At 46.5% G+C, this 20071-nt stretch carries 17 protein-coding genes; 3 read left to right on the top strand and 14 right to left on the bottom strand.

Going from position 1 to position 20071, the window contains the following annotated elements:
• Positions 1-53: 53 nt before the first annotated feature.
• From HP552_RS25480 to HP552_RS25445, 8 genes are all read right to left on the bottom strand, one after another.
• Positions 54-1247, bottom strand: a complete 1194-nt coding sequence (locus HP552_RS25480) for a glycosyltransferase (protein WP_175398184.1) — start codon at positions 1245-1247, stop codon at positions 54-56.
• Positions 1248-1272: 25 nt separating this feature from the next.
• Positions 1273-2235, bottom strand: a complete 963-nt coding sequence (locus HP552_RS25475; RefSeq protein WP_175398183.1) for a UDP-glucuronic acid decarboxylase family protein — start codon at positions 2233-2235, stop codon at positions 1273-1275.
• A gap of 19 nt (positions 2236-2254) precedes the next feature.
• The gene (locus tag HP552_RS25470) at positions 2255-2926 is read right to left on the bottom strand and encodes a sugar transferase (protein ID WP_175398182.1); all 672 of its coding nucleotides are present in this window, start codon (positions 2924-2926) and stop codon (positions 2255-2257) included.
• A complete protein-coding gene (gene galU / locus HP552_RS25465; protein ID WP_127538123.1) occupies positions 2923-3831 on the bottom strand; it encodes a UTP--glucose-1-phosphate uridylyltransferase GalU in 909 nt (302 codons plus the stop codon). Before galU ends, HP552_RS25470 begins: the two co-directional genes overlap by 4 nt.
• Positions 3832-4082: 251 nt before the next feature.
• On the bottom strand, positions 4083-4766 hold the full coding sequence (locus HP552_RS25460; protein WP_175398181.1) for a CpsD/CapB family tyrosine-protein kinase: 684 nt from the start codon (positions 4764-4766) through the stop codon (positions 4083-4085).
• Entirely contained in the window at positions 4747-5496 is a 750-nt protein-coding gene (locus HP552_RS25455) for a YveK family protein (RefSeq protein ID WP_175398180.1), read from the bottom strand. Before HP552_RS25455 ends, HP552_RS25460 begins: the two co-directional genes overlap by 20 nt.
• A gap of 61 nt (positions 5497-5557) precedes the next feature.
• Positions 5558-6322 (bottom strand): tyrosine-protein phosphatase, encoded by a 765-nt coding sequence (locus HP552_RS25450; RefSeq protein WP_175398179.1) that lies wholly within the window; start codon positions 6320-6322, stop codon positions 5558-5560.
• 153 nt (positions 6323-6475) lie between these two features.
• Positions 6476-6910 (bottom strand): hypothetical protein, encoded by a 435-nt coding sequence (locus HP552_RS25445; RefSeq protein WP_175398178.1) that lies wholly within the window; start codon positions 6908-6910, stop codon positions 6476-6478.
• Positions 6911-7245: 335 nt separating this feature from the next.
• Between HP552_RS25445 and HP552_RS25440 the strand changes: the two genes are divergently transcribed.
• Positions 7246-7614, top strand: a complete 369-nt coding sequence (locus HP552_RS25440; RefSeq protein ID WP_175398177.1) for a helix-turn-helix domain-containing protein — start codon at positions 7246-7248, stop codon at positions 7612-7614.
• Between the two features lie 104 nt (positions 7615-7718).
• Here the strand turns inward: HP552_RS25440 and HP552_RS25435 are convergent, their stop codons facing one another.
• Both HP552_RS25435 and gltB read right to left on the bottom strand, forming a co-directional pair.
• Complete coding sequence (locus HP552_RS25435) at positions 7719-7874, bottom strand: hypothetical protein (RefSeq protein WP_175398176.1); 156 nt, start codon at positions 7872-7874, stop codon at positions 7719-7721.
• Between the two features lie 224 nt (positions 7875-8098).
• Positions 8099-12697 (bottom strand): glutamate synthase large subunit, encoded by a 4599-nt coding sequence (gene gltB, locus HP552_RS25430; RefSeq protein WP_175398175.1) that lies wholly within the window; start codon positions 12695-12697, stop codon positions 8099-8101.
• Here gltB and HP552_RS25425 point away from each other — a divergent pair.
• Complete coding sequence (locus HP552_RS25425) at positions 12689-12910, top strand: hypothetical protein (protein ID WP_175398174.1); 222 nt, start codon at positions 12689-12691, stop codon at positions 12908-12910. The two genes, gltB and HP552_RS25425, sit on opposite strands and share 9 nt — an antisense overlap.
• 459 nt (positions 12911-13369) lie before the next feature.
• Here HP552_RS25425 and HP552_RS25420 read toward each other — a convergent pair whose 3' ends face one another.
• Positions 13370-15652 carry a YhgE/Pip family protein gene (locus HP552_RS25420; protein WP_175398173.1) on the bottom strand — a complete coding sequence of 761 codons (2283 nt, stop codon included), beginning with the start codon at positions 15650-15652 and terminating at the stop codon, positions 13370-13372.
• Between the two features lie 203 nt (positions 15653-15855).
• A complete protein-coding gene (locus HP552_RS25415; protein ID WP_175398418.1) occupies positions 15856-16437 on the bottom strand; it encodes a TetR/AcrR family transcriptional regulator in 582 nt (193 codons plus the stop codon).
• A gap of 356 nt (positions 16438-16793) precedes the next feature.
• On the opposite strand from HP552_RS25415, the gene HP552_RS25410 reads away from it, so the two are divergent.
• Entirely contained in the window at positions 16794-18014 is a 1221-nt protein-coding gene (locus tag HP552_RS25410; protein ID WP_175398172.1) for an MGDG synthase family glycosyltransferase, read from the top strand.
• Between the two features lie 298 nt (positions 18015-18312).
• Here HP552_RS25410 and HP552_RS25405 read toward each other — a convergent pair whose 3' ends face one another.
• Positions 18313-19173: a cell wall hydrolase gene (locus HP552_RS25405; RefSeq protein WP_175398171.1), complete on the bottom strand. Its 861-nt coding sequence runs from the start codon at positions 19171-19173 to the stop codon at positions 18313-18315.
• A 130-nt stretch (positions 19174-19303) separates the two neighbouring features.
• Positions 19304-19909 (bottom strand): RNA 2',3'-cyclic phosphodiesterase, encoded by a 606-nt coding sequence (gene thpR / locus HP552_RS25400; RefSeq protein ID WP_175398170.1) that lies wholly within the window; start codon positions 19907-19909, stop codon positions 19304-19306.
• Between the last annotated feature and the right edge of the window lie 162 nt (positions 19910-20071).

The following is a 20071-nucleotide window of genomic DNA, read 5'->3' as shown; positions in this document are numbered from 1 at the left end:
AAGGCCCTGAGATAATAAAATGAGTCCTTTCAATCAGTGTAATCATTTGCACGTTAACCTCTACGCGTGATTATCTTTTCGTAGATATCACTATGTTCCTTAAGAAGATAATCTTCATTGAAGGACTGGCAATGAGTAAAACATTGATGCTTCAAATGTCTTTTGTCCTGCTCAGACAGATTGTAATAGTGAAGAATGGCCTTGACGATTTCGTCTACACTATGGGGCGCAAATGAAAATTGTCGGGCATCTAGTAGGATTTCTGGCATCCCTCCAACCCTTGATGCATAGATGGGTGTACCCACTTGATAAGACTCAATGACTACTCTACCAAATGGCTCATCCCAAGTTGAAGGAACAATGTTAAGATCCATATCTTTCATCTTTTGGGCAACTTGTGATTTCTCTACTTTACCTCTAAAAATAATGCGAGGGTCTGAACCAGTCATTCTCTTCAACTGATCCAGCATTGGTCCATCCCCAAAAATGAATAGTCTTCCTGCTATCTTCTCATCCATTCGTATTACTGCATCAATCAAATATTGAACACCTTTCACTTCAGTTAATTGACCAAAATATCCAATATCCAACGGTTTATTATGGTGTACCTCTTTACTTGCATACAGGTCCTGAACTGCCGCATTTTTCTCAACAATATTATGGATCACATGTTTGGATGAATTCTCAAATAATCCCATATTTGTATGTGTTATGAGAATATGCCCTGATATACCAATGACGGCTGAGATCATTCGGCTATATCTCCTGGAGATTTTTCTGTACATTCTGGAGTATGCCGATATCTTGATAGGCTCAATCAATGAGAAGTCCCGAAGGGTGTGCACTACTGGTATATCCAGTTCATAAGCTGCCTTCCAGATCGCCAAACTCAACCCTGGGATATTTTGGGTGTGAATTACCGACGGCATCGTCTCCGAAAGATATCGTTTAATATGCCGATACTGCCTGAAGTTAAAAATATCTTGCACTCGCCATAGCACTTTATCTGGAGTTGATACTTGTTGGGCAGAATCACCGATCCAATACCGATTGTGAAATGGCAATCTTAATATCTCAATTCCGTTCACCGTATCAGTCAGAACTTCGCCTTCCTTGTGCCCACCCACTGTCATGACTTTGACGTCATAACTGGGGTTGAGCGTCTGTGCCAATATTTGCGTTGATATTTCAGCCCCGCCAATAACATGCGGTGGATACAAACTGTGGGCAATCAATATTTTATGCACTTATCTCATCTCACTTTAATCAGCTTCATGGGGTTTCCTGTAGCGTGGCACGTACATTCTCAATCGTTAACTTCAATCCGGTTTCCAGTGAAATTTCTGGCTCCCAGCCGAGCACAGTACGTGCCTTATCAATCACAGGACGACGGACTTTGGGATCATCCTGAGGCAATGGCAGGAACACCAACTTGCTGTCGGATTGGGCCAACTTTTTTACCAAATACGCCACTTCAAGGACAGTGTACTCCGTTGGGTTGCCGATATTGATAACCTCTCCATTTGCCTCTTCCGTTTCCATCAGTTTTTGCAAACCACGGATATTGTCATCCACATAACAGAACGAACGGGTTTGCGAGCCATCCCCATAAACGGTTATATCCTGACCCGTAAGTGCCTGAGTCACAAAATTAGAAATGACACGGCCATCATCGTTACGCAGTCCGGAGGAATACGTATTAAATATGCGTGCTACTTTAACGGGAACTCTGTGTTTCGTGTAGTATTCATAACAAAAAACTTCGCCCAAACGTTTGGCCTCATCGTAACAGGCTCTTGGGCCCCAAGTGTTCACATTACCGCGATAGCTCTCAGGCTGTGGATGCACTTCAGGGTCTCCATAAGCTTCACTCGTGCTGGAAAATAAAAACTTTGCTCCCTTGGTTCGAGCGAGCTCAAGCAAATGATAGGTTCCCTTGGTGTTCACCCAAATGGTACCGATCGAATCCGCTTGATAGAATTTGGGTGAAGCAGGCGACGCAAGATGGTACACCTCATCCACAGGTTGTTCCACCAGAAAATCTAGTGAATCGGGCAGAGTAACATCAGCTTCTTGAAAATAAAAGAGGGGGCTATTCGCCACCTCTTGCAAATTACTGGATACTCCTGTCGACAGGTTATCAATTCCTGTAACCTGGTGACCTTGGTGAATTAGTGATTTGACCAGGTGTGAGCCCAAGAAGCCGGCTGCGCCCGTCACTACAATATGTTTCAATTCGTTCACGCTCCATCAGTCAAAATGTGTTGCTTTTAATCATAACCATGGCGGTTCTGAAGATAATTTTAATGTCTAACTGCAGTGAGACGTTGGAGATATAATGGAAATCATATTGCAAATTGTGATGAATGGGCTCCTTGCGAGCTTCGCTCACCTGCCACAATCCGGTTATACCTGGTTTCACAAGAAAACGTCTGCGCTCCAGATCCGTATAATTTTCCTCTACAATTCGTTTCATTTCTGGTCTGGGACCTACGAAGCTCATATCACCCTTGATAATATTAAGCAATTGCGGCAGCTCATCCAGACTCGTTTTGCGAAGCAGCCGGCCCAGACGTGTAATTCTGGGATCAGTGCTTGTCGTTGGAGATAACCCATACTTCGGTGCATCCGTTCGCATCGTTCTAAATTTATAAATATTAAACTTGATTCCGTTTTTCCCGTAACGCTCCTGTTTGAATATAATCGGTCCTTTGGAATCGAGTTTGATCATCACCGCTATGACAAGCATGATCGGTGATGTAAGCAGCAATAGCACAGCAGCTACAAAGAAATCAATGAACGGCTTGATCACATCTGCATACCCGCCAACGCGTTGTGAGTACGGCTGGTCAAGCAGTTTTCCATTACCTTCTTTGGCTATGGCTTCTCCGCCGCTTCCATAGTACTCTGGTCCCGATAGATTCACAGACCATCCCCTCCTGCAACAAGCACTTGATTCAATTTTTCCTTCATCAGAATTTCTTCGATTGCCATTAAGACGGGTGCACGCAGCTCGTTATTTTTCAGAGCAAAATCTAGCGTAGTAAGGATATATCCCAGTTTCTCGCCCACATCGAATCTGGAACCTTCGAAATCATACGCGCTGATTCCCTCATCGTGATTAAGCATTTGCAGCGCATCTGTAAGCTGAATTTCACCACCAGCACCAACATTTTGCTCTTCCAAATACTCGAATACTTTAGGCGTCAAAATGTATCGGCCCATGATTGCCAGGTTGGAAGGCGCGGAGCCGAGTGGCGGCTTCTCTACCATACTATTTACAGAAGAGAGTCTTCCGTCAGTATGCAGCGGGTCAATAATTCCATAGCGATAAGTTTCACTCGGGCTTACCGTTTTCACACCGAGCACCGATTGATTAACTTTCTCGTACTGTTGAATCAACTGCTTGGTGCACGGTACTTCGGACACAACAATGTCATCGCCAAGCAGCACGGCGAACGGTTCATTGCCGATAAAATTCCGCGCACACCAGACTGCATGCCCCAGACCAAGTGCTTCCTTCTGCCTTATGTAGTGAATATCAACGTTGGAGGATTTCCGGACTTCTTCCAGCAAACCCAGCTTACCTTTTTCCAACAGATTGTGTTCCAGTTCAAACGCACTGTCGAAATGATCCTCAATGGCACGCTTCCCTTTGCCTGTTACAATAATAATGTCTTCAATACCGGAAGCTACTGCTTCCTCCACAATGTATTGAATCGTCGGTTTATCTACGATAGGGAGCATTTCTTTAGGCATTGCCTTTGTAGCGGGTAAAAATCGGGTCCCCAAACCGGCTGCGGGAATGATTGCTTTCCTCACTTTAGTCATAAATACCACCCTATCCTAATTTTTTATAGTTTAAAGTATGAGTTGAACCATTTAATCCATGAAACCTTGAAATAAATTGATGAAATTCTTACTTTCAATTTCATAAAGGGGCATTCAACCCAACCTCACGTCACACCCTTGACGATTTACGTCTAAGGTACACTACCCACAGTGTGACCGAGTGCCTACCTTGATAGAGGTGTAGTAGACATGACCTTGACAACCTATTTTCAATTCAAAACATGCATCTTTTATGCATTCTCGATATAGTCGGCATTCCGACTTTTTGGTACCTGCACATTGTTCAGTACAGCTCCGAGTATCCGTGCATTTACATGTTCAAGATGCGCCTTTGCCTTTTTCACCAGATCCTTTCTCACCTTGCCCGCACTGACTACCAGAATTACGCCATCACACAATGAACTGATGATTAAAGCGTCCGTTACAGCCAGAACAGGAGGAGTATCAAACAGAATGACATCATATTCTTCCTTCAGACTCTCGAGCAGAGCTGTCATCTTACGAGAACCTAGCATTTCAGAAGGATTAGGAGGAATCGGGCCGGAAGAGAGAACATGCAATCCTTCCACATCTGTTTCTCTCAAAACTTCCGTAACTTTATATTGACTAGACAATACACTGGTCAGCCCTACATGATTGGGAACATTAAACATGCGATGTACGGCAGGTTTACGCAGATCGGTATCCATAAGCAAAACCTTTTTCCCTTCCTGCGCGTAGGTAACTGCTAGATTTCCTATTGTTGTTGTTTTTCCTTCTTCGGGTAAAGCAGAAGCAATCATAATTGTTTGGATTTGACTATCAATGGAAGAAAATTGGATGTTGGTTCTTAACTTTCGATAAGCCTCAGATGAATTGGACTTGGGGTTAGCCATTGTAACTAGGCTTCCTTTATCATTGGTTAACCGTGGCATACTGGCCATCACCTACCTGCTTTTGAGATGTTGTTTGTTTGGAGATGCGAGCTTCCTCTTTCTTGATTTTGGATATGACAGCGAGCGCTGGGATACCCAATTCTTTTTCCAATTCATCTTCAGTTTTCAAAGTATCATCCAAGTATTCCAAGAGGAATACAAAACCAATAGCCAGTAAAAGACCAACAAGGAAACTGACCAGAATATTCAAAGAAGGATTTACGTTAATGGGTCTCGAGGAGTCCGTGGGTTTGGCTTCACTCAGAATGGTCACATTGTCAACTTTCATAATTGCGGGGATTTGGGCTTTAAACACTTTGGCAACGGCGTTAACTGTTTTGGCCGCTTTCTCAGAAGATACACCGGTAGCTGTTAAACTCATTACTTGGGATTCTTTTGCCGTGGAAACCTGGATGTTCTGTCCCAGTTGATTCCCACTCATGCCAAGATCGGGGTATGTAGTAGCCACCTTATCGAGGATTGCTGGAGATTTAATGATTTCAATATAGGAGTTGATGACCTTAATATTAGTTTGAATGGAGCTTATATCGAGACTGGGGAAACCTTCTGCATTATATGCCTGATTGACGATTAATTTGGCGTTTGCCTCGTACACAGGTACGGTAAAAAAGTAGTTTTTGACACCTGCCCCAATGCAAGCAACAGCAACAAAGGCTACGATGATCCAAATTCGCTTGCGTAATATTTGCATGTACTCTTTCAGTTCCACCTTTTATTCCTCCCATTCAACTCGGCAATAATTATGATGGTCGTTCTTTTGATCTGACTGATTACCAGAACAACAACCTGCGCTTTAGGACCAGCGGTTTTTCTTGCTCTCTCTCTATACATTGATTGTGCCATAACGACCAAGCATTATCTTTCAATCGCTCAACCAAGTCACGCCCAAATCGTCGTTCAAGCTGCTCATATGCAGCATTCATTGCAAATGACCGATTTTGTATGTCATGAGCATCTGATGAAATGAAATGAAACGGGTTTTCTTTGCAAAAATGAAAACACCATTTCTGAACTTTTCGACCGAAAAGTCCTATGATCGACTGGGCTGTGATCTGAATCAATGCGCCCTGATGGAGATATTCAACCAATAAGCCAGGATTGTTCTGGATTGGAATGTTTCTTTCCGGATGAGCAATAATAGGGACAATACCGGCTACCCTAAGTTCATGGAGTATTCCGGTGAACTGCGAGGGAATGTAGCCAAAGGGCAATTCCAGCAACATGTAGCGACTCCCGGCGAGTGTGCAGCATCTTCCTGCGTGTAAGTCTCGAATTAGAGTCTCATGTACCCTGATCTCCTGTCCGGGGCGGATCTCCAAGCGGATATTGCGTTTGCGAAGCTCTGCTCGAAGCAGATCCACTGCCTGATTGACCACAATCGGTTCATTATTGTAATGCCCGTTCAGGTGATGCGGAGTTGCAATGATCGAGGTAACTCCCGAGGCTGCCGCCTTTTCAGCCATGTCGATGGACTGTTCCATATGAACAGGACCATCATCAAGACCTGATAAAATGTGGCAGTGTATTTCAACCATATCCAAACTTCCTCAATGTATGATCCCCCTCGCCCTTTTATTCATCGCGCAAAATGCTTTTGGTGTTAAAGAACTAATGCACAACGCTATGAAATATAGTAAAATGGCGTTAAGTACATGCTTGTTCAGAAAATGTTTAGAATTTGCCAGGCTTCATATGGTAAAATCGATGTAATGATAGGTTTCCTGCAAATTTGGTTGCTCCGCTGCTTTTTCATATGCAAATCGGGATACCGAAGGAAACTGCACTTCGCGAAGCATGTTATTTAACTGTCCAGTTATATATAGTGTCTGCTCTTGCTGAATATGCAGGCTTGAATGATACAATGTGAGCTCCCCAAAGGGCTGTTTCCATTGCAAGCTTGCCTGAAGCCTTAAACATACTTGGCGATCTTCTACATCCAAACCAATCAACATGGTTGACGATACCGGTAAAACCAGGTCACTCAGGAAGGTAATCGCTCTTGTATCCATCCCAAGTAGGAGAACGGGACGTCGTTTGCGATCTACTGTCTTACCCTGAAACTCCTGAATGTACATATGGACATTTAAATCTAGATCGGCCCATTCCTGAATCATTGAATTCATGGTTTCATTCCTTTAGAATGGATTAGCCTTCAAGTGTTGCCATTATTCCTTCTCACGGGTATATTGCATAGGCAACTTGGAGACACTTAAATTATTCCAAATGATACATTTTGTAACTTCCATACGTTCAATTTACGATACAAATTGTATCATGTCAAGCAGTATTTGGACATGGTTCTTTTGATTTACGACAATATGAGATGTACTTAGACAGACCTATTTTGGATATAGGTCTGTCCAGATGTCATCATTTTGCAGGAAAGCTGCCCTGATCAAAAAATAGCTCAGGATTGTTATAATATATATTTGACATGGCGTTCAGGGGGAAAAAGCGTATGAACTACGGAAATCGCATTGCTGAATTAAGGGAACAGCGGGGACTTACTCAAGAAGAACTTGCGAGCTCCATTCATATTACCAGGGCTGCTCTCTCCCATTATGAGAAAAATCGACGTAAGCCGGATTTTGAAGTATTAACCAGGCTTGCTGACATTTTTGGCGTATCCATTGATTATCTCATTGGGCGTACAAAGCAGAGCGATGTGGTTATGGATGAAGACGTCCGGGAATTTGTGGACTCCCTCGAATTATCGGATAAGGAAGTGCTGGAGCGCTTTGACCTGATGATTGATGGTAAACCCTTAACAGAAGAAGAGGCACGTCGTTTTATTGCTTTTGTCCGAATGGAGCGCAGCATGGATTAATGCCAATAAAGGAAGACCCAGTCCCGAGTAGTCATCTCTTCGGTTCCTGGGTTTTTTTGTGTCTTGAACTCCCTCCAGTTCTTCGTCTTTATGTAGTAATTTTGTCATTGGTGCTCATTATTGACGGAGGATATGAAATCGTTCCAACGCTCCGGGTCGATTCCGCATTGCAGTAAAACCTTCTTGATGTCCATCTGGGTTGCTTCAACTTGTTTACTCGTCGGCTTACGTTCGCCCCTGTTTGGATTCTTCATATTCATTCCGCTAACCTCTCTTATCTATATACTTTCCCTGCACTCCAAAACTAGCCTTATTATACTTGAGAATGTTCCTCAATGTTGTCGTCTCATGGCGATAGCGTTTTTGGTTCGGGTTCTAATTTTGTCGAAACACAAATAGGAGCTCTACAGCGCCTGATTGGCAGCCATAAAGCTCCTATTATTCTTCATACAACCTGTTCATGCACTCCTGCTAAAGGAGAAGATTAACCACCTGCACGTGCAAGCTCACGCATATTGGCTTCAAATGCAGCCAGCAAAGCCTCTTCTCCTGTCAATCCAGTCGCCTGAACACGTTCGATCTGCTCGGTCATCCGTTTGAAGTCTTTCGGAATAACCCGAACGAACTGGTTCACGGAATCCTGCCAGTGATCCAGGATGCGCTGACCTGCAGCACTGCCTGTATACGCCACGTGACGTTGAATCATGCCACGCAGATCTGCACTTTCGGCTACATCTTCAATCCGCTCCAAAAGTACCATTTCCAGGTTACAACGTTGCAGGAATGTGCCTTCCGGATCATAGACGTAAGCAATACCTCCGGACATCCCGGCTGCAAAGTTACGACCTGTATCACCCAGAACAACAACACGTCCACCGGTCATATATTCACAACCGTGGTCACCTACACCCTCAACAACCACCTTGGCACCGGAATTCCGCACCGCAAACCGCTCACCGGCGATACCGCGGATATAGGCTTCACCACTGGTTGCCCCGTACAGAGCCGTGTTACCAATGATGATATTATCCTCTGCTTCAAACGTTGCTTTAGGCGAAGGCATAACAATCAGTTTACCTCCGGATAATCCTTTACCTACATAGTCATTGGAGTCCCCTTCAACCGTCAGGGTCATACCTTTAGGTACAAAGGCCCCGAAGCTTTGTCCGGCAGAGCCGACAAATTTGAATTGAACCGTATCTTCAGGCAATCCGGCAAGACCGTATTTCCGGGTAATTTCACTACCCAGGATCGTACCGACTGCACGGTTAACGTTGGTAATTGGAAGTACCGCTTCAACCGGCTGACCGGATTCGATTGCAGGCTGAGCCAGCGTCAGCAACTGCTGCATATCCAGCGTCTCTTCCAATTGGTGATTCTGATGCTGTGTGCGGTAACGTGCAGAGCCTTCCGGCATCTCAGGCACATGCAGCAGCACAGACAGATCCACCCCTTTTTTCTTCCAGTGATCTACCGCTTCAACCGTCTCGAGACAATCCGTGCGACCAACCATTTCCTGAATGGTCCGGAATCCGAGTTCAGCCATAATTTCGCGTACATCTTCAGCGACAAAACGCATGAAGTTAACGACGTGAGCCGGATCACCCATATAATTTTTGCGCAGCTCCGGATTTTGCGTTGCCACACCTACCGGACATGTATCCATCTGGCAAACCCGCATCATGATACATCCCAGTGCCACGAGTGGTGCTGTGGAGAAACCATACTCCTCCGCTCCAAGCAATGCAGCAATCGCCAGGTCGCGGCCATTCAGCATTTTACCGTCTGTCTCCAAAACAACGCGGTCACGCAGATTGTTCAGCATCAGCGTTTGATGTGTCTCGGCAAGGCCCAGTTCCCATGGCATACCGGCATGACGGATCGAACCTTGTGGCGATGCACCCGTACCACCATCATATCCACTTACGAGGATAATGTCGGCACGTCCTTTGGCTACACCCGCTGCGATGGTACCCACGCCGACTTCGGAAACCAGCTTCACGTTGATGTCCGCACGCGGATTGGCGTTCTTCAGATCATAGATCAACTCAGCCAGATCCTCAATGGAGTAAATATCGTGATGCGGTGGAGGTGAGATCAGACCAACACCTGGTGTCGATCCACGAACCTCAGCGACCCAAGGATATACTTTACGTCCTGGCAGCTGTCCACCTTCACCCGGTTTCGCGCCTTGTGCCATTTTAATCTGGATCTCGTCAGCATTCACGAGATAGTTTGAGGTAACACCGAAACGTCCGGATGCAACCTGTTTGATTGCACTGCGACGTGAATCGCCGTTGCTATCTTTAATGAAGCGAGCCGGATCTTCCCCGCCCTCACCTGTGTTGGATTTACCGCCAACACGGTTCATGGCGATTGCCAAATCCTCATGTGCTTCCTTACTGATCGAACCGAAGGACATCGCACCCGTTTTGAAACGGCGCATGATGTTTTCCACGGATTCCACTTCTTCCAGAGGAACTGCAGGTCCCACCGGTTTCAGTTTCAGCATGGAGCGGATGGTCAGCAATTGATCATTTTCACCCTGTACCAGTTTGGCATACTTTTTGTACAGGTTGTAATCCCCTGTACGAACCGCATGCTGAAGCGTATGAATCGTTTGAGGATTGAACAGATGTTCTTCCCCATCATTACGCCACTGATATTCACCGCCGGAATCCAGTACTTTGTCATTGCCGTCTTTGTCCGTAAAGGCCCGATTGTGATGGGTCAATACCTCAGCAGCCACTTCTTCCAGACCAATACCGCCGATACGGGAAGGTGTCCATGTAAAGTAACGATCAACGAAATCAGACTTCAGGCCAACCGCTTCAAAAATTTGTGCGCCGCGATAGGACTGGATCGTCGAGATTCCCATTTTGGACAATATTTTAATAACACCTTTGGTTGCGGCTTTAATGTAGTTTTTGACAGCCTTCTCGTGCGAGATGCCGCGCAGCAGCCCTTGCTGGATCATGTCATCCAGCGTTTCAAACGCCAGATAAGGGTTCACGGCACTTACACCGTAGCCCAGCAGCAATGCATAGTGATGAATATCACGCGGCTCTGCCGATTCCAGCAAAATGCTGACTTTGGTTCTTGTACCCTGACGGATCAGGTGGTGATGCAGACCTGCAACTGCGAGCAGTGCCGGAATGGCTGCATTCTCAGCATCCACGCCACGGTCAGACAGGATCAGGATATTATGCCCTTTATCAATGACACGGTCAGCTGCTTCGAAGAGCAAATCCATCGCTTTGCGAAGTCCTTCTGCTCCTTCTTTGGCCGTGAAGAAAATCGGGATGGTCATCGAGCGGAATCCTGGACGACGCACGTGACGAATCTTAGCGAAATCTTCGTTGGACAAAACCGGCGTATCCAGGCGTATCTGACGACAGCTTTCCGGTTCAGGATTGAGCAGGTTGCGCTCCGGTCCAATCGTTGTTGCCGTAGACGTTACGATCTCTTCACGGATCGCATCAATCGGCGGATTGGTTACCTGTGCAAACATTTGTTTGAAGTAGTTATACAAACGCTGCGGACGATCCGACAGCACTGCCAGCGGTGCATCATAACCCATGGAACCTGTAGCTTCCATACCTGTGGAGGCCATTGGCTCCAGCACTTTGCGCAGTTCTTCAAATGTATATCCATAGGCCAGCTGAAGCTGGGTCACGTTATCATGTTTTGGATCGGGAAGTTCCGGTGCTTCCGGCAATTCATTCAGATCCATCAAGTGCTCATCGAGCCAATCCTGATACGGATTTTCGGCTGCAATTAGAGCTTTTACTTCCTCATCCGAGATGATGCGGCCTTCCTGTGTATCCACGAGAAGCATACGACCTGGACGCAGACGGTCTTTGTAAAGAATGTCTTCCGGAGCAATATCAAGCACTCCAACCTCGGAGGACAAAATAATGCGGTCGTCTTTGGTTACATAGTAACGCGCCGGACGAAGACCGTTACGGTCCAGTGTTGCACCAATCTGCAAACCATCGGTAAAGGCCATCGCTGCCGGTCCATCCCAAGGCTCCATCATTGTGCTGTGATATTCGTAGAATGCCTTTTTGGCCGGATCCATTCCCTCGTCCGTGCTCCAAGGCTCAGGAACCATCATCATGGCCACGTGTGGCAATGAACGTCCACTCAAATACAAAAATTCGAGTGTATTATCAAACATCGCGGTATCCGAACCGTCCGGATTGATAATCGGCTTCACTTTGGAGATATCGTTGCCGAACACTTCGCTCTCAAACAGCGATTGACGTGCATGCATCCAGTTCACGTTACCACGCATCGTGTTGATCTCACCGTTGTGGATCATGAAACGGTACGGGTGGGCACGTTCCCAGCTCGGGAATGTATTCGTGCTAAAACGGGAGTGTACGAGTGCAATCGCCGACTCAACCAGATCTTCCTGCAAATCAAGATAGAACTGTCCAACCTGTTCAGTGGTCAACATGCCTTTGTAAACAATTTTGCGACAAGACAAGCTCGGCAGGTAGAACGAACTGCCTTCTTTCTCATCCGCGGAATAACGAATAGCCAGCTCAGCCCGTCTGCGAATCACATACAGCTTGCGCTCGAACGCCAGCTCATCGTTCAGATCTGCTGATCTGCCAATGAACACCTGACGAACATAAGGCTTCGCAGCCAGTGCAGAACGACCGAGCATCTCATCAAAGGTCGGCACATCCCGGAAACCGAGGAACGTCTGTCCTTCTTCTTCAATGATCTTCTTCAGGCTCTCCTGGTGTGCGTTACGAATCTCAGGATCCTGAGAAAGGAACAGCATCCCTACGCCATATGCTCCCTGCTCTGGCAGCGCAAAACCGAGACGCTCTGCTTCCTGTGCAAAGTAACGATGTGGAATCTGAATCAAAATACCGGCTCCGTCACCGGAATTCGGCTCACTGCCCTGTCCTCCGCGGTGCTCCATATTACTGAGCATGGTCAGTGCCTGACTTACGATATCGTGTGAAGGTACTCCTTTGATGTTGGCAACAAAACCCATACCGCATGCATCTTTTTCGAACTGCGGGTCATACAAACCCTGTTTAGGAGGTAATCCGATGTGTCTCATGGAACGCAACCTTTCTATAATGAAGTATTTCGGAAAGATCAAGAACATAGGCAACAAGCAACAATGAAACGGGAGGAGCGGGCCTTTTGGATAAGAGCCTGCTGGAATGAACGGGGTGACCGCAATCAGGTCATCAAGTTAAAAGTACTTCTGCTGCAGGAGAAGAAGTCATTGATTGAAGTGCTTCCGGGCAAGCCGGGTAGAAAGCACTGAATATAATTACTCGCAATCGCTGGCACGACTGCTGAAATGGAGCGACGTTTTTTGATATAGTTCTATTATTTTAACACTGACCTAACATCAGCGCAATTTAAACTTTTTAATACCTCTGATAAGAAATGTTTTGCAGTACAGCTTTAGTGTAATGACGTTTAAAATCATCTCTTTTTCGAATAATTATACACATTTTATGTTAGAGTACAACTGAATTTATCTGCTGACAAAAGAAAATCATTCCATATACAGCCTGCGTTTCTGCTTCCTATCACCAAAATCTCCATTCATTTTCGAGCAAAGTGCTGCCCGAACATGCATTTGTATACAAAAAGAGCCTGCGACCCTTTTTGGGGTCACAAGCTCTTTGCACTTTTTGACTACTATATTGCATAATTTTGATACTGTGCAACAAAGTTTATTTTTGGATCCGAGCTAATACTCCGCAATACTTCAGAACTATGCTGTCACCACTTGACCTGATTCGGCCTTTTCGGCTTCTTTTTTCGGACGCCGGCCGTTCCAGAGGAAGAATGCCAGTGTCAACAGAACGGATACTCCTGCGTAGATCGCCAGGATTCCTGCCTGATGCCACATCACATCGATATTCCCACTGGATACGACTGCCTTGAAGCCCATAATGCTGTGAGTCATCGGCAGCCATGGGGTAAACGCCTGAAGCCAGGATGGAATCAATTCTACCGGGAAAGTACCTGCGCTTGCCGCAAGCTGGAATACCAGCAGCAGAATGACCACGTAACGTCCAGGCAGATCAAGCCAGGTTACCAGCGCCTGAACAATCAGCATAAATGTCAGTCCTGTAATGATCGTGAACAGATAGAACAGCGGTACGCTGTGTGTCTCCAAACCAAGACCATAGAGCATGAAGCTTGCAACGATAACCGATTGGAAAATGCTCATGGAACCAAATACGAGCGTACGGCTTACAAAACGGCTCCAGCCGGATGCGCCGGGTACGGACGTATCACGCATTTTCAAAATAATGGTCGAGATCAGGGATCCGACAAACAATCCAATGGACAGGAAGAACGGTGTTAATCCTGTACCATAGTTGGACACGGCTTCCGCTTCGTTCTCAGCTGAGTTGATCGGTTCAGCAAACATATTGACCACGTCATCGGTTTTCTTCACTTCAGACGTTTTCTGAGCGGCATCATTCAGCTTGGTCGCCAGTTCACTTGAGCCATCTTTGAGCTCGGTCAAACCATCAGCCAGTTCACCAGCTCCATCTCCAAGTTGTTTGGAACCGTCAGTCAGGGAACTCACACCACCGCTCAGCTTGCCTACACCCGTTTGCAGGGCACTTGTACCTGTGCCAAGTTGCTTGGCTCCGTTCACCAGCTGAGTACCGCCACTTGCCGCTTCGCCCAGCTTGCCGCTAAACTGCTTCAGTCCGTCGGAGAGCTGTGCTCCGCCTTCGCTGAGCTGGTTGGCTCCAGCCAGCAGCTGCTGCTGCCCATCGGCGAGCTGGTCTGCACCAGCCAGAAGCTGCTGCTGGCCACTATGCAGCTCTGTCGCACCTGCAGCGAGCTGCTGGTTGCCTTGGTGAAGCTGATCAGCACCTTGTGCCAGCTTCTGTTCGCTCTCATGCAGCTGCGCACTGCCTTCTGCTACGGCCTCACTTGCTGCGAGCAGCTTCTGTACGTCCTCGCTCGCAGCCAGCTCCGGATTGGATGCAGCCAGCTGCTTCAATCCGTCTGCCACACCTTGGGCGCCGTCTGCCACCTTGCCGCTGCCATCTACGGCTGACTGCAAACCTGCCGCCAAAGTGCCACTACCCTGCACTGCGCTTTGCAGACCTTCGGACAGCTTCGCGCTGCCCTGTTCGGATGACTGCAGTCCTGTCTGCAGCTTGCCAGTGCCATCAAGAGACGACTGGAGGCCTGCTGCCAGTTTGTCACTGCCATCCTTTAATTGGTCTGCCCCGCTTTGAAGTTGATCCGAGGCTGCCGTCTGGAGCTGCTGCAGACCGGATACCAGACTGCTTGTTCCGCTTTCTAACTTGGCCGCCCCGGTATGCAATGCGTTAACTCCGTCGCTCAATGGTGATAAACCATCCTGAAGTTCCAGCGTTCCGGATGCCAGTTTGGCCAAATTGTCCTTCAGCTTGACCGCACCATCATCCAGCTTGCCTGCTCCCGTATTCAGTTCACCCGCACCATCACCGGCTTCCGCCAGTCCGTCAGACACTTCGGTAAACTTGTCGAGCAGCGTTTCCGCATAAGCCTCAGTCACCTTGGCAGATACTTTCGCTTTCAGATCCTTGATCGCCGTCTTGCCAATCTGTGCACCTACGAAGCTATAATTGCCATTTGGTTCGTAGATCAGTTCAGCTGGCTGCGGTTTATCATCAAGCAGCGTCGTTGCCTGGGAGGAGAAATTCTCAGGAATCGTGATTTGCATGTAGTACTTGTCGTTCTGCATGCCTTCTTTGGCCTGCGACGCATTGACAAACTCCCATTCAAAATCCCCATTCTTCTTCAACTCATCTACCAGATCGTCGCCCACTTGCAAGGATTTGCCTTCGAGTTCTGCACCCTTGTCGAGATTGACTACAGCCACCGGCATCTGGTCAACATGACCATATGGGTCCCAATAGGCAGCCAGATAGATGCCGCTGTACAGGATCGGGATAAACATAACTGCAATGACGGGGATCAACACCTTCGGGTTTCTCACGGCCGATCCCACATCCTTGAAAAACACGGATAAAGATTTCATGTCATTTTCTCCCCTAACTCTCTGCTCCGTGAGCAGGAATAACTTCATGTAAAAAAATGAATCAATTCAGCAAATTGCTGAAATACGAAATGACCATTTTCCTCAAACGGTCAATTCAAGACAAAAAAACAAACCTGTCTCTCGACAAGCCTCACTGCCCTCTCGTTAGTAAATAACCCATATTATAGTAGGGAATTTTCAAATTAAGTGATGGCAGCAATTCCTTCCATTAAGAAAAGGCGAAAGTAATTTTTGATTTCCTCTTTGCTGAGCGGTTCATGCTGCTTGTTCCAATCGGAGGTGAGCGCGGTGTACAACCGGATCATCATGAAGGCCACTACTTGCGGATCACAATCCCGAATCTCACCGCTGTCTCTGGCTTTCTCCAGCTCCTTGGACAAGAAATCGGAAATGACCTTCTCCACCTTGTCCAGTCCTTCCTTGGCCTGAACTGTTCCAAAATCCTTGAGCTCCTGGGACAACTTAATCAGTAAGTCATGGTCACGACGGAATTCCAGCAATGAATCCAGCACACGAAACAGGTTATCAAAAAAGGCACTTTCCTGATGAACTTCACGGTGAGCAATGTTCTTCATCTCCTGGATCACTTCTACCAGAATCTGATCAAACAGCTGCTCCTTGTTCGTAAAAAAGGTGTAAATTGTTCCTTTGCCAACATTCGCAATCTTGGCTACCTGATCCATCGTGGTAGCTTTGTATCCAAACATGGCGAACGACTGAGCTGCTGCATGGATGACCTGCTGCCTCCGGTCAATCGGAGCCATCATATCCCCTCCTTTAATTGAATTCACCTCATGAAATGACCAAAAATACAATCTGGTCATTCGGTCAAAAATTACATTATCACCTTCGTCAACAGATTGCAACCCTAACATTACAAATTTGTGTTAATTTATTTTAACCGAAATGCAGTGGAAAGTGATTCAATCGTCGTCTATAGTGTATGATGGTTCCAATAATACGGATAGAACGAAGATGGACTGTCTCAGAACATCGAGTTCCGTGTAAATATTTATGGAATGAACATCATTTTCCGTTTCGCTGTATATTCATGTAGTAATGAAGGGTACGGCATAACGGGGAACTTATCAAATTTAAATTTATGAATAAAGGTGAACTCATGCGAAAACCAAGAGTGCTCTTATTATCCGAAGGTTTCGGCACCGGTCACACCCAAGCCGCCCATGCACTGGCAAGCGGCATCAAAAAGGTCAGTCCACATGTCCATAGTCGTGTCATCGAACTCGGCAAATTTTTGAATCCGACGGTGGCCCCGCTTATTTTTTCCGCTTATCGAAAAACATTATCCGTCCAGCCCAAACTCGTCAGCATGCTGTATCGGACACAATATAATAAATCGTTGAACGGACTCACCAAACTCGCTCTGCATCGGATTTTTTATACTCAGACCGCACAGGTTGTATCCCAATTGAAGCCGGATGCCGTAATTTGCACCCATCCGTTTCCGAATGCGGTTATTTCCCGGCTGAAACGTCAGGGGCTTAACATCCCACTGTATACCGTTATCACCGACTACGATGTACATGGCACATGGATCAACCCGGAAGTAAACCAGTATCTCGTCTCCACCCCTCAGGTGAAAGCACTGCTCGAAATCCGCGGAGTCGATCCGTCCCGAATCCAGGTGACGGGAATTCCCGTGCATCCTGATTTTTGGGAAGCAGGTGACAAAGTGCGCCTCCGTCAGGAAATGGGATTGCAAAACATGCCAACGGCACTGCTGATGGGCGGTGGCTGGGGACTTTCTTTTGACGAAGAGCATATGAAACTATTAACCTCCTGGGCGGATCGGATACAGCTCGTGTTCTGTCTCGGAAGCAACGAGAAAATGATCGCCAAAATGAAGGAGATGTCCTGCTTCCAGCATCCGAACATCCGCATTCTCGGTTACACCCGTGAAGTAAGCAAGCTGATGGACGTTTCCGATGTACTCATTACAAAACCAGGCGGCATGACTTGCACCGAAGCCTTGGCCAAAGGGCTGCCCATGTTATTCATTCCACCGCTCCCAGGCCAGGAAGAAGAAAACTGTGAGTATTTTGTACAAGCCGGATATGGTCAGGTTATACATTCATCAGACGTGATTACCAAGCGCTTCAGACAATTATGCGAGCGGGCCGAGACACCGCATGAAGCTGAAAGCCAGCTGAAAGTTGTGCGCAAACCATGGAACCGACAGTCCTATGATCCTACGTCTTGTGCACAGGCTGTACATGAATTATTGTTCCCGGCTACAGCCGAGTTCTCCTCCACGTCCAAGGAACGCTTCAAAGCCGGAATTCCTGCCACGACGCTGTCAGGTACCCGAATTCCATTCTAAGTCTTCTAAGGGCCCTTGTAACGTCTCTACGAGGGTGTTGGTTGAGGATACGCAAGTCCTGGTCTAAGATCTGATACCATAAATATAAAAGCACACAAAAAGGTTCCCCTCCGCATTTTGGAAGGGAACCTTCTTCAATTTCATTTCATATGACGTATGATTTACCAGAAAAAAGGGTAATTTAGAATATAAAGATCATTTCAAATATTGAAATAAAACTCCGTTTCAGGACATTTCAGGGCTAGTGTAATGTAAACACAGTTAACTACCCCGCCTGTTTGCAGAATTTACAGGTCAATTACTTGTAAAAAGTATGATGACCAATCGTTTTTACTTTTTTCTTGGAATGGGCAACTGTCAGATCATCGGCAAGCGTCAATGAAAGGAAATAATACGTATCATCGGCGACTTCCTTCTGCCCGTTCAATGCAGCATTGACTGCCTTTACGCTGTCCTCATTGGGAACCATACGCTTCAGACGCCCGTTGGCTACTGGACTGAATTGGGATTTCTGATAGATTACCTTGTAAATGGAATCGGGAAAATTGGCTGACCGCAGCCGGTTTAAGACAACATTGGCAACTGCCACTTTGCCTTCGTACGGTTCACCTTCCGCCTCTGCCATGACAATTTTTTGCAGCAGAAGCAGCTCTTTATCGGACACACTGTATGACCAGGTTGCAAGTTTCGATTCTTCCTGCGTCAGAAGTTTGGTCCGCGTAAAGTAAAGTTTTTGGGGGGGAGTTGTTAATGCAGCAGCCGCTTTGGCCTTCTCTATTTTGGCCAATTTCAAGGCAGCTTCATTTTTGGCTTTCGCCGCAGCCGCAGCTTTGGCCTTCTGTTTGGCCTTGGCTTTGTTCAGTTCCTGCTCTTCCTGAGCAGCCGTAAGCCAGTCCTTGGCTGGCAGTGAAACTGTCCAGTTTGCAGAATGAACCGATGGTTCAGCAGACAGACTTGTCCCGTCTACCATCATTCGCCTGTCCCCTTCAGAAGAAGTTGATCCGTTATTTTGCACAGAAGACGCAAGTTCAGTCATCTGTCTACTATCACTTGCCTCGTTCCACTTTCCAGTTGCCTGAACTACATTAACCCCCACTATACATACAAGCAGCACAGATAACATCGGTGCTACCCAACGATTCTTGCTTATGATATCCATTCGAAGATTCCTCCTGTCGCAACAATTCCCTTAACTAAGTAACCCAAAAAAAAGAATTTGAATAACGATGGCTAATATTACATAGGGATAAACGTAATGTCAATGTGATTTTATGTCATAAAAACGAGTTTCAGGAAAATGAAAACGTATCCACAACCTCATACATTGGCGATTGTCCCAGCCTTGTCACATAAAGTACAAAGTCCTCTACCAGCCATGATTTAGCACCCAAGGAATGTTCCGGAAGCACTCCAATAATCCCTTTATCTTCATTTCCTGGAAGCAAACCCAGAAATTTTCGCGCAATTGTAATGTGTGGCGAATACGGTCTTAATTCTGATACATACCCAAGAGCCGATGTGGCCTCCACAATCTTATTGTGCAGTCGATTCAATGACTCCAGTTCTCCGTCCACACCCTTCCACAAAACCTTCGGTGCATCCTTGAGACCAAAAGTCCCCCACCCGGAAGTTTGCAGTTCAAACGGCTGAAATCCACTGCTGGCTGTGCGCAGCGCTTTGCGCAGATGCCCGATATCACTCACGAGTGTATCACCCAGAAATTGCAAGGTAATGTGATAATCCCGATGATCCGTCCATTTGCGAAAGTCGAGCTTGTTCTTCACCAGCCCTGCATCAAATTGGATGGACTCCTGAACAGCTGCCGGAAGGCGAATCGCTGTAAACAATCTTTCCCGCCGTGATGGTAGATCCGTATATGAATAGTTATTCATCATCGTATACACCTCTCTAAAGTTCGTTCTATTATTTCATATTCCTATGTATTGTTTCAAGCTGGGTAATTATAGATTGACACAAGTGTCGGCACTTGCACATGAGGCTGTATTCCTGCCTTTCTGCATAATCTTCTCAAATCTGCTACACTTAACTCACAAAAT

The sequence above is a fragment of the Paenibacillus xylanilyticus genome (assembly GCF_013359935.1).
GTDB classification, from domain to species: Bacteria; Bacillota; Bacilli; order Paenibacillales; family Paenibacillaceae; genus Paenibacillus; species Paenibacillus xylanilyticus.
The sequence above is the reverse complement of the archived record's forward strand: the minus strand, read 5'-3'. Positions and strand labels throughout refer to the sequence as shown.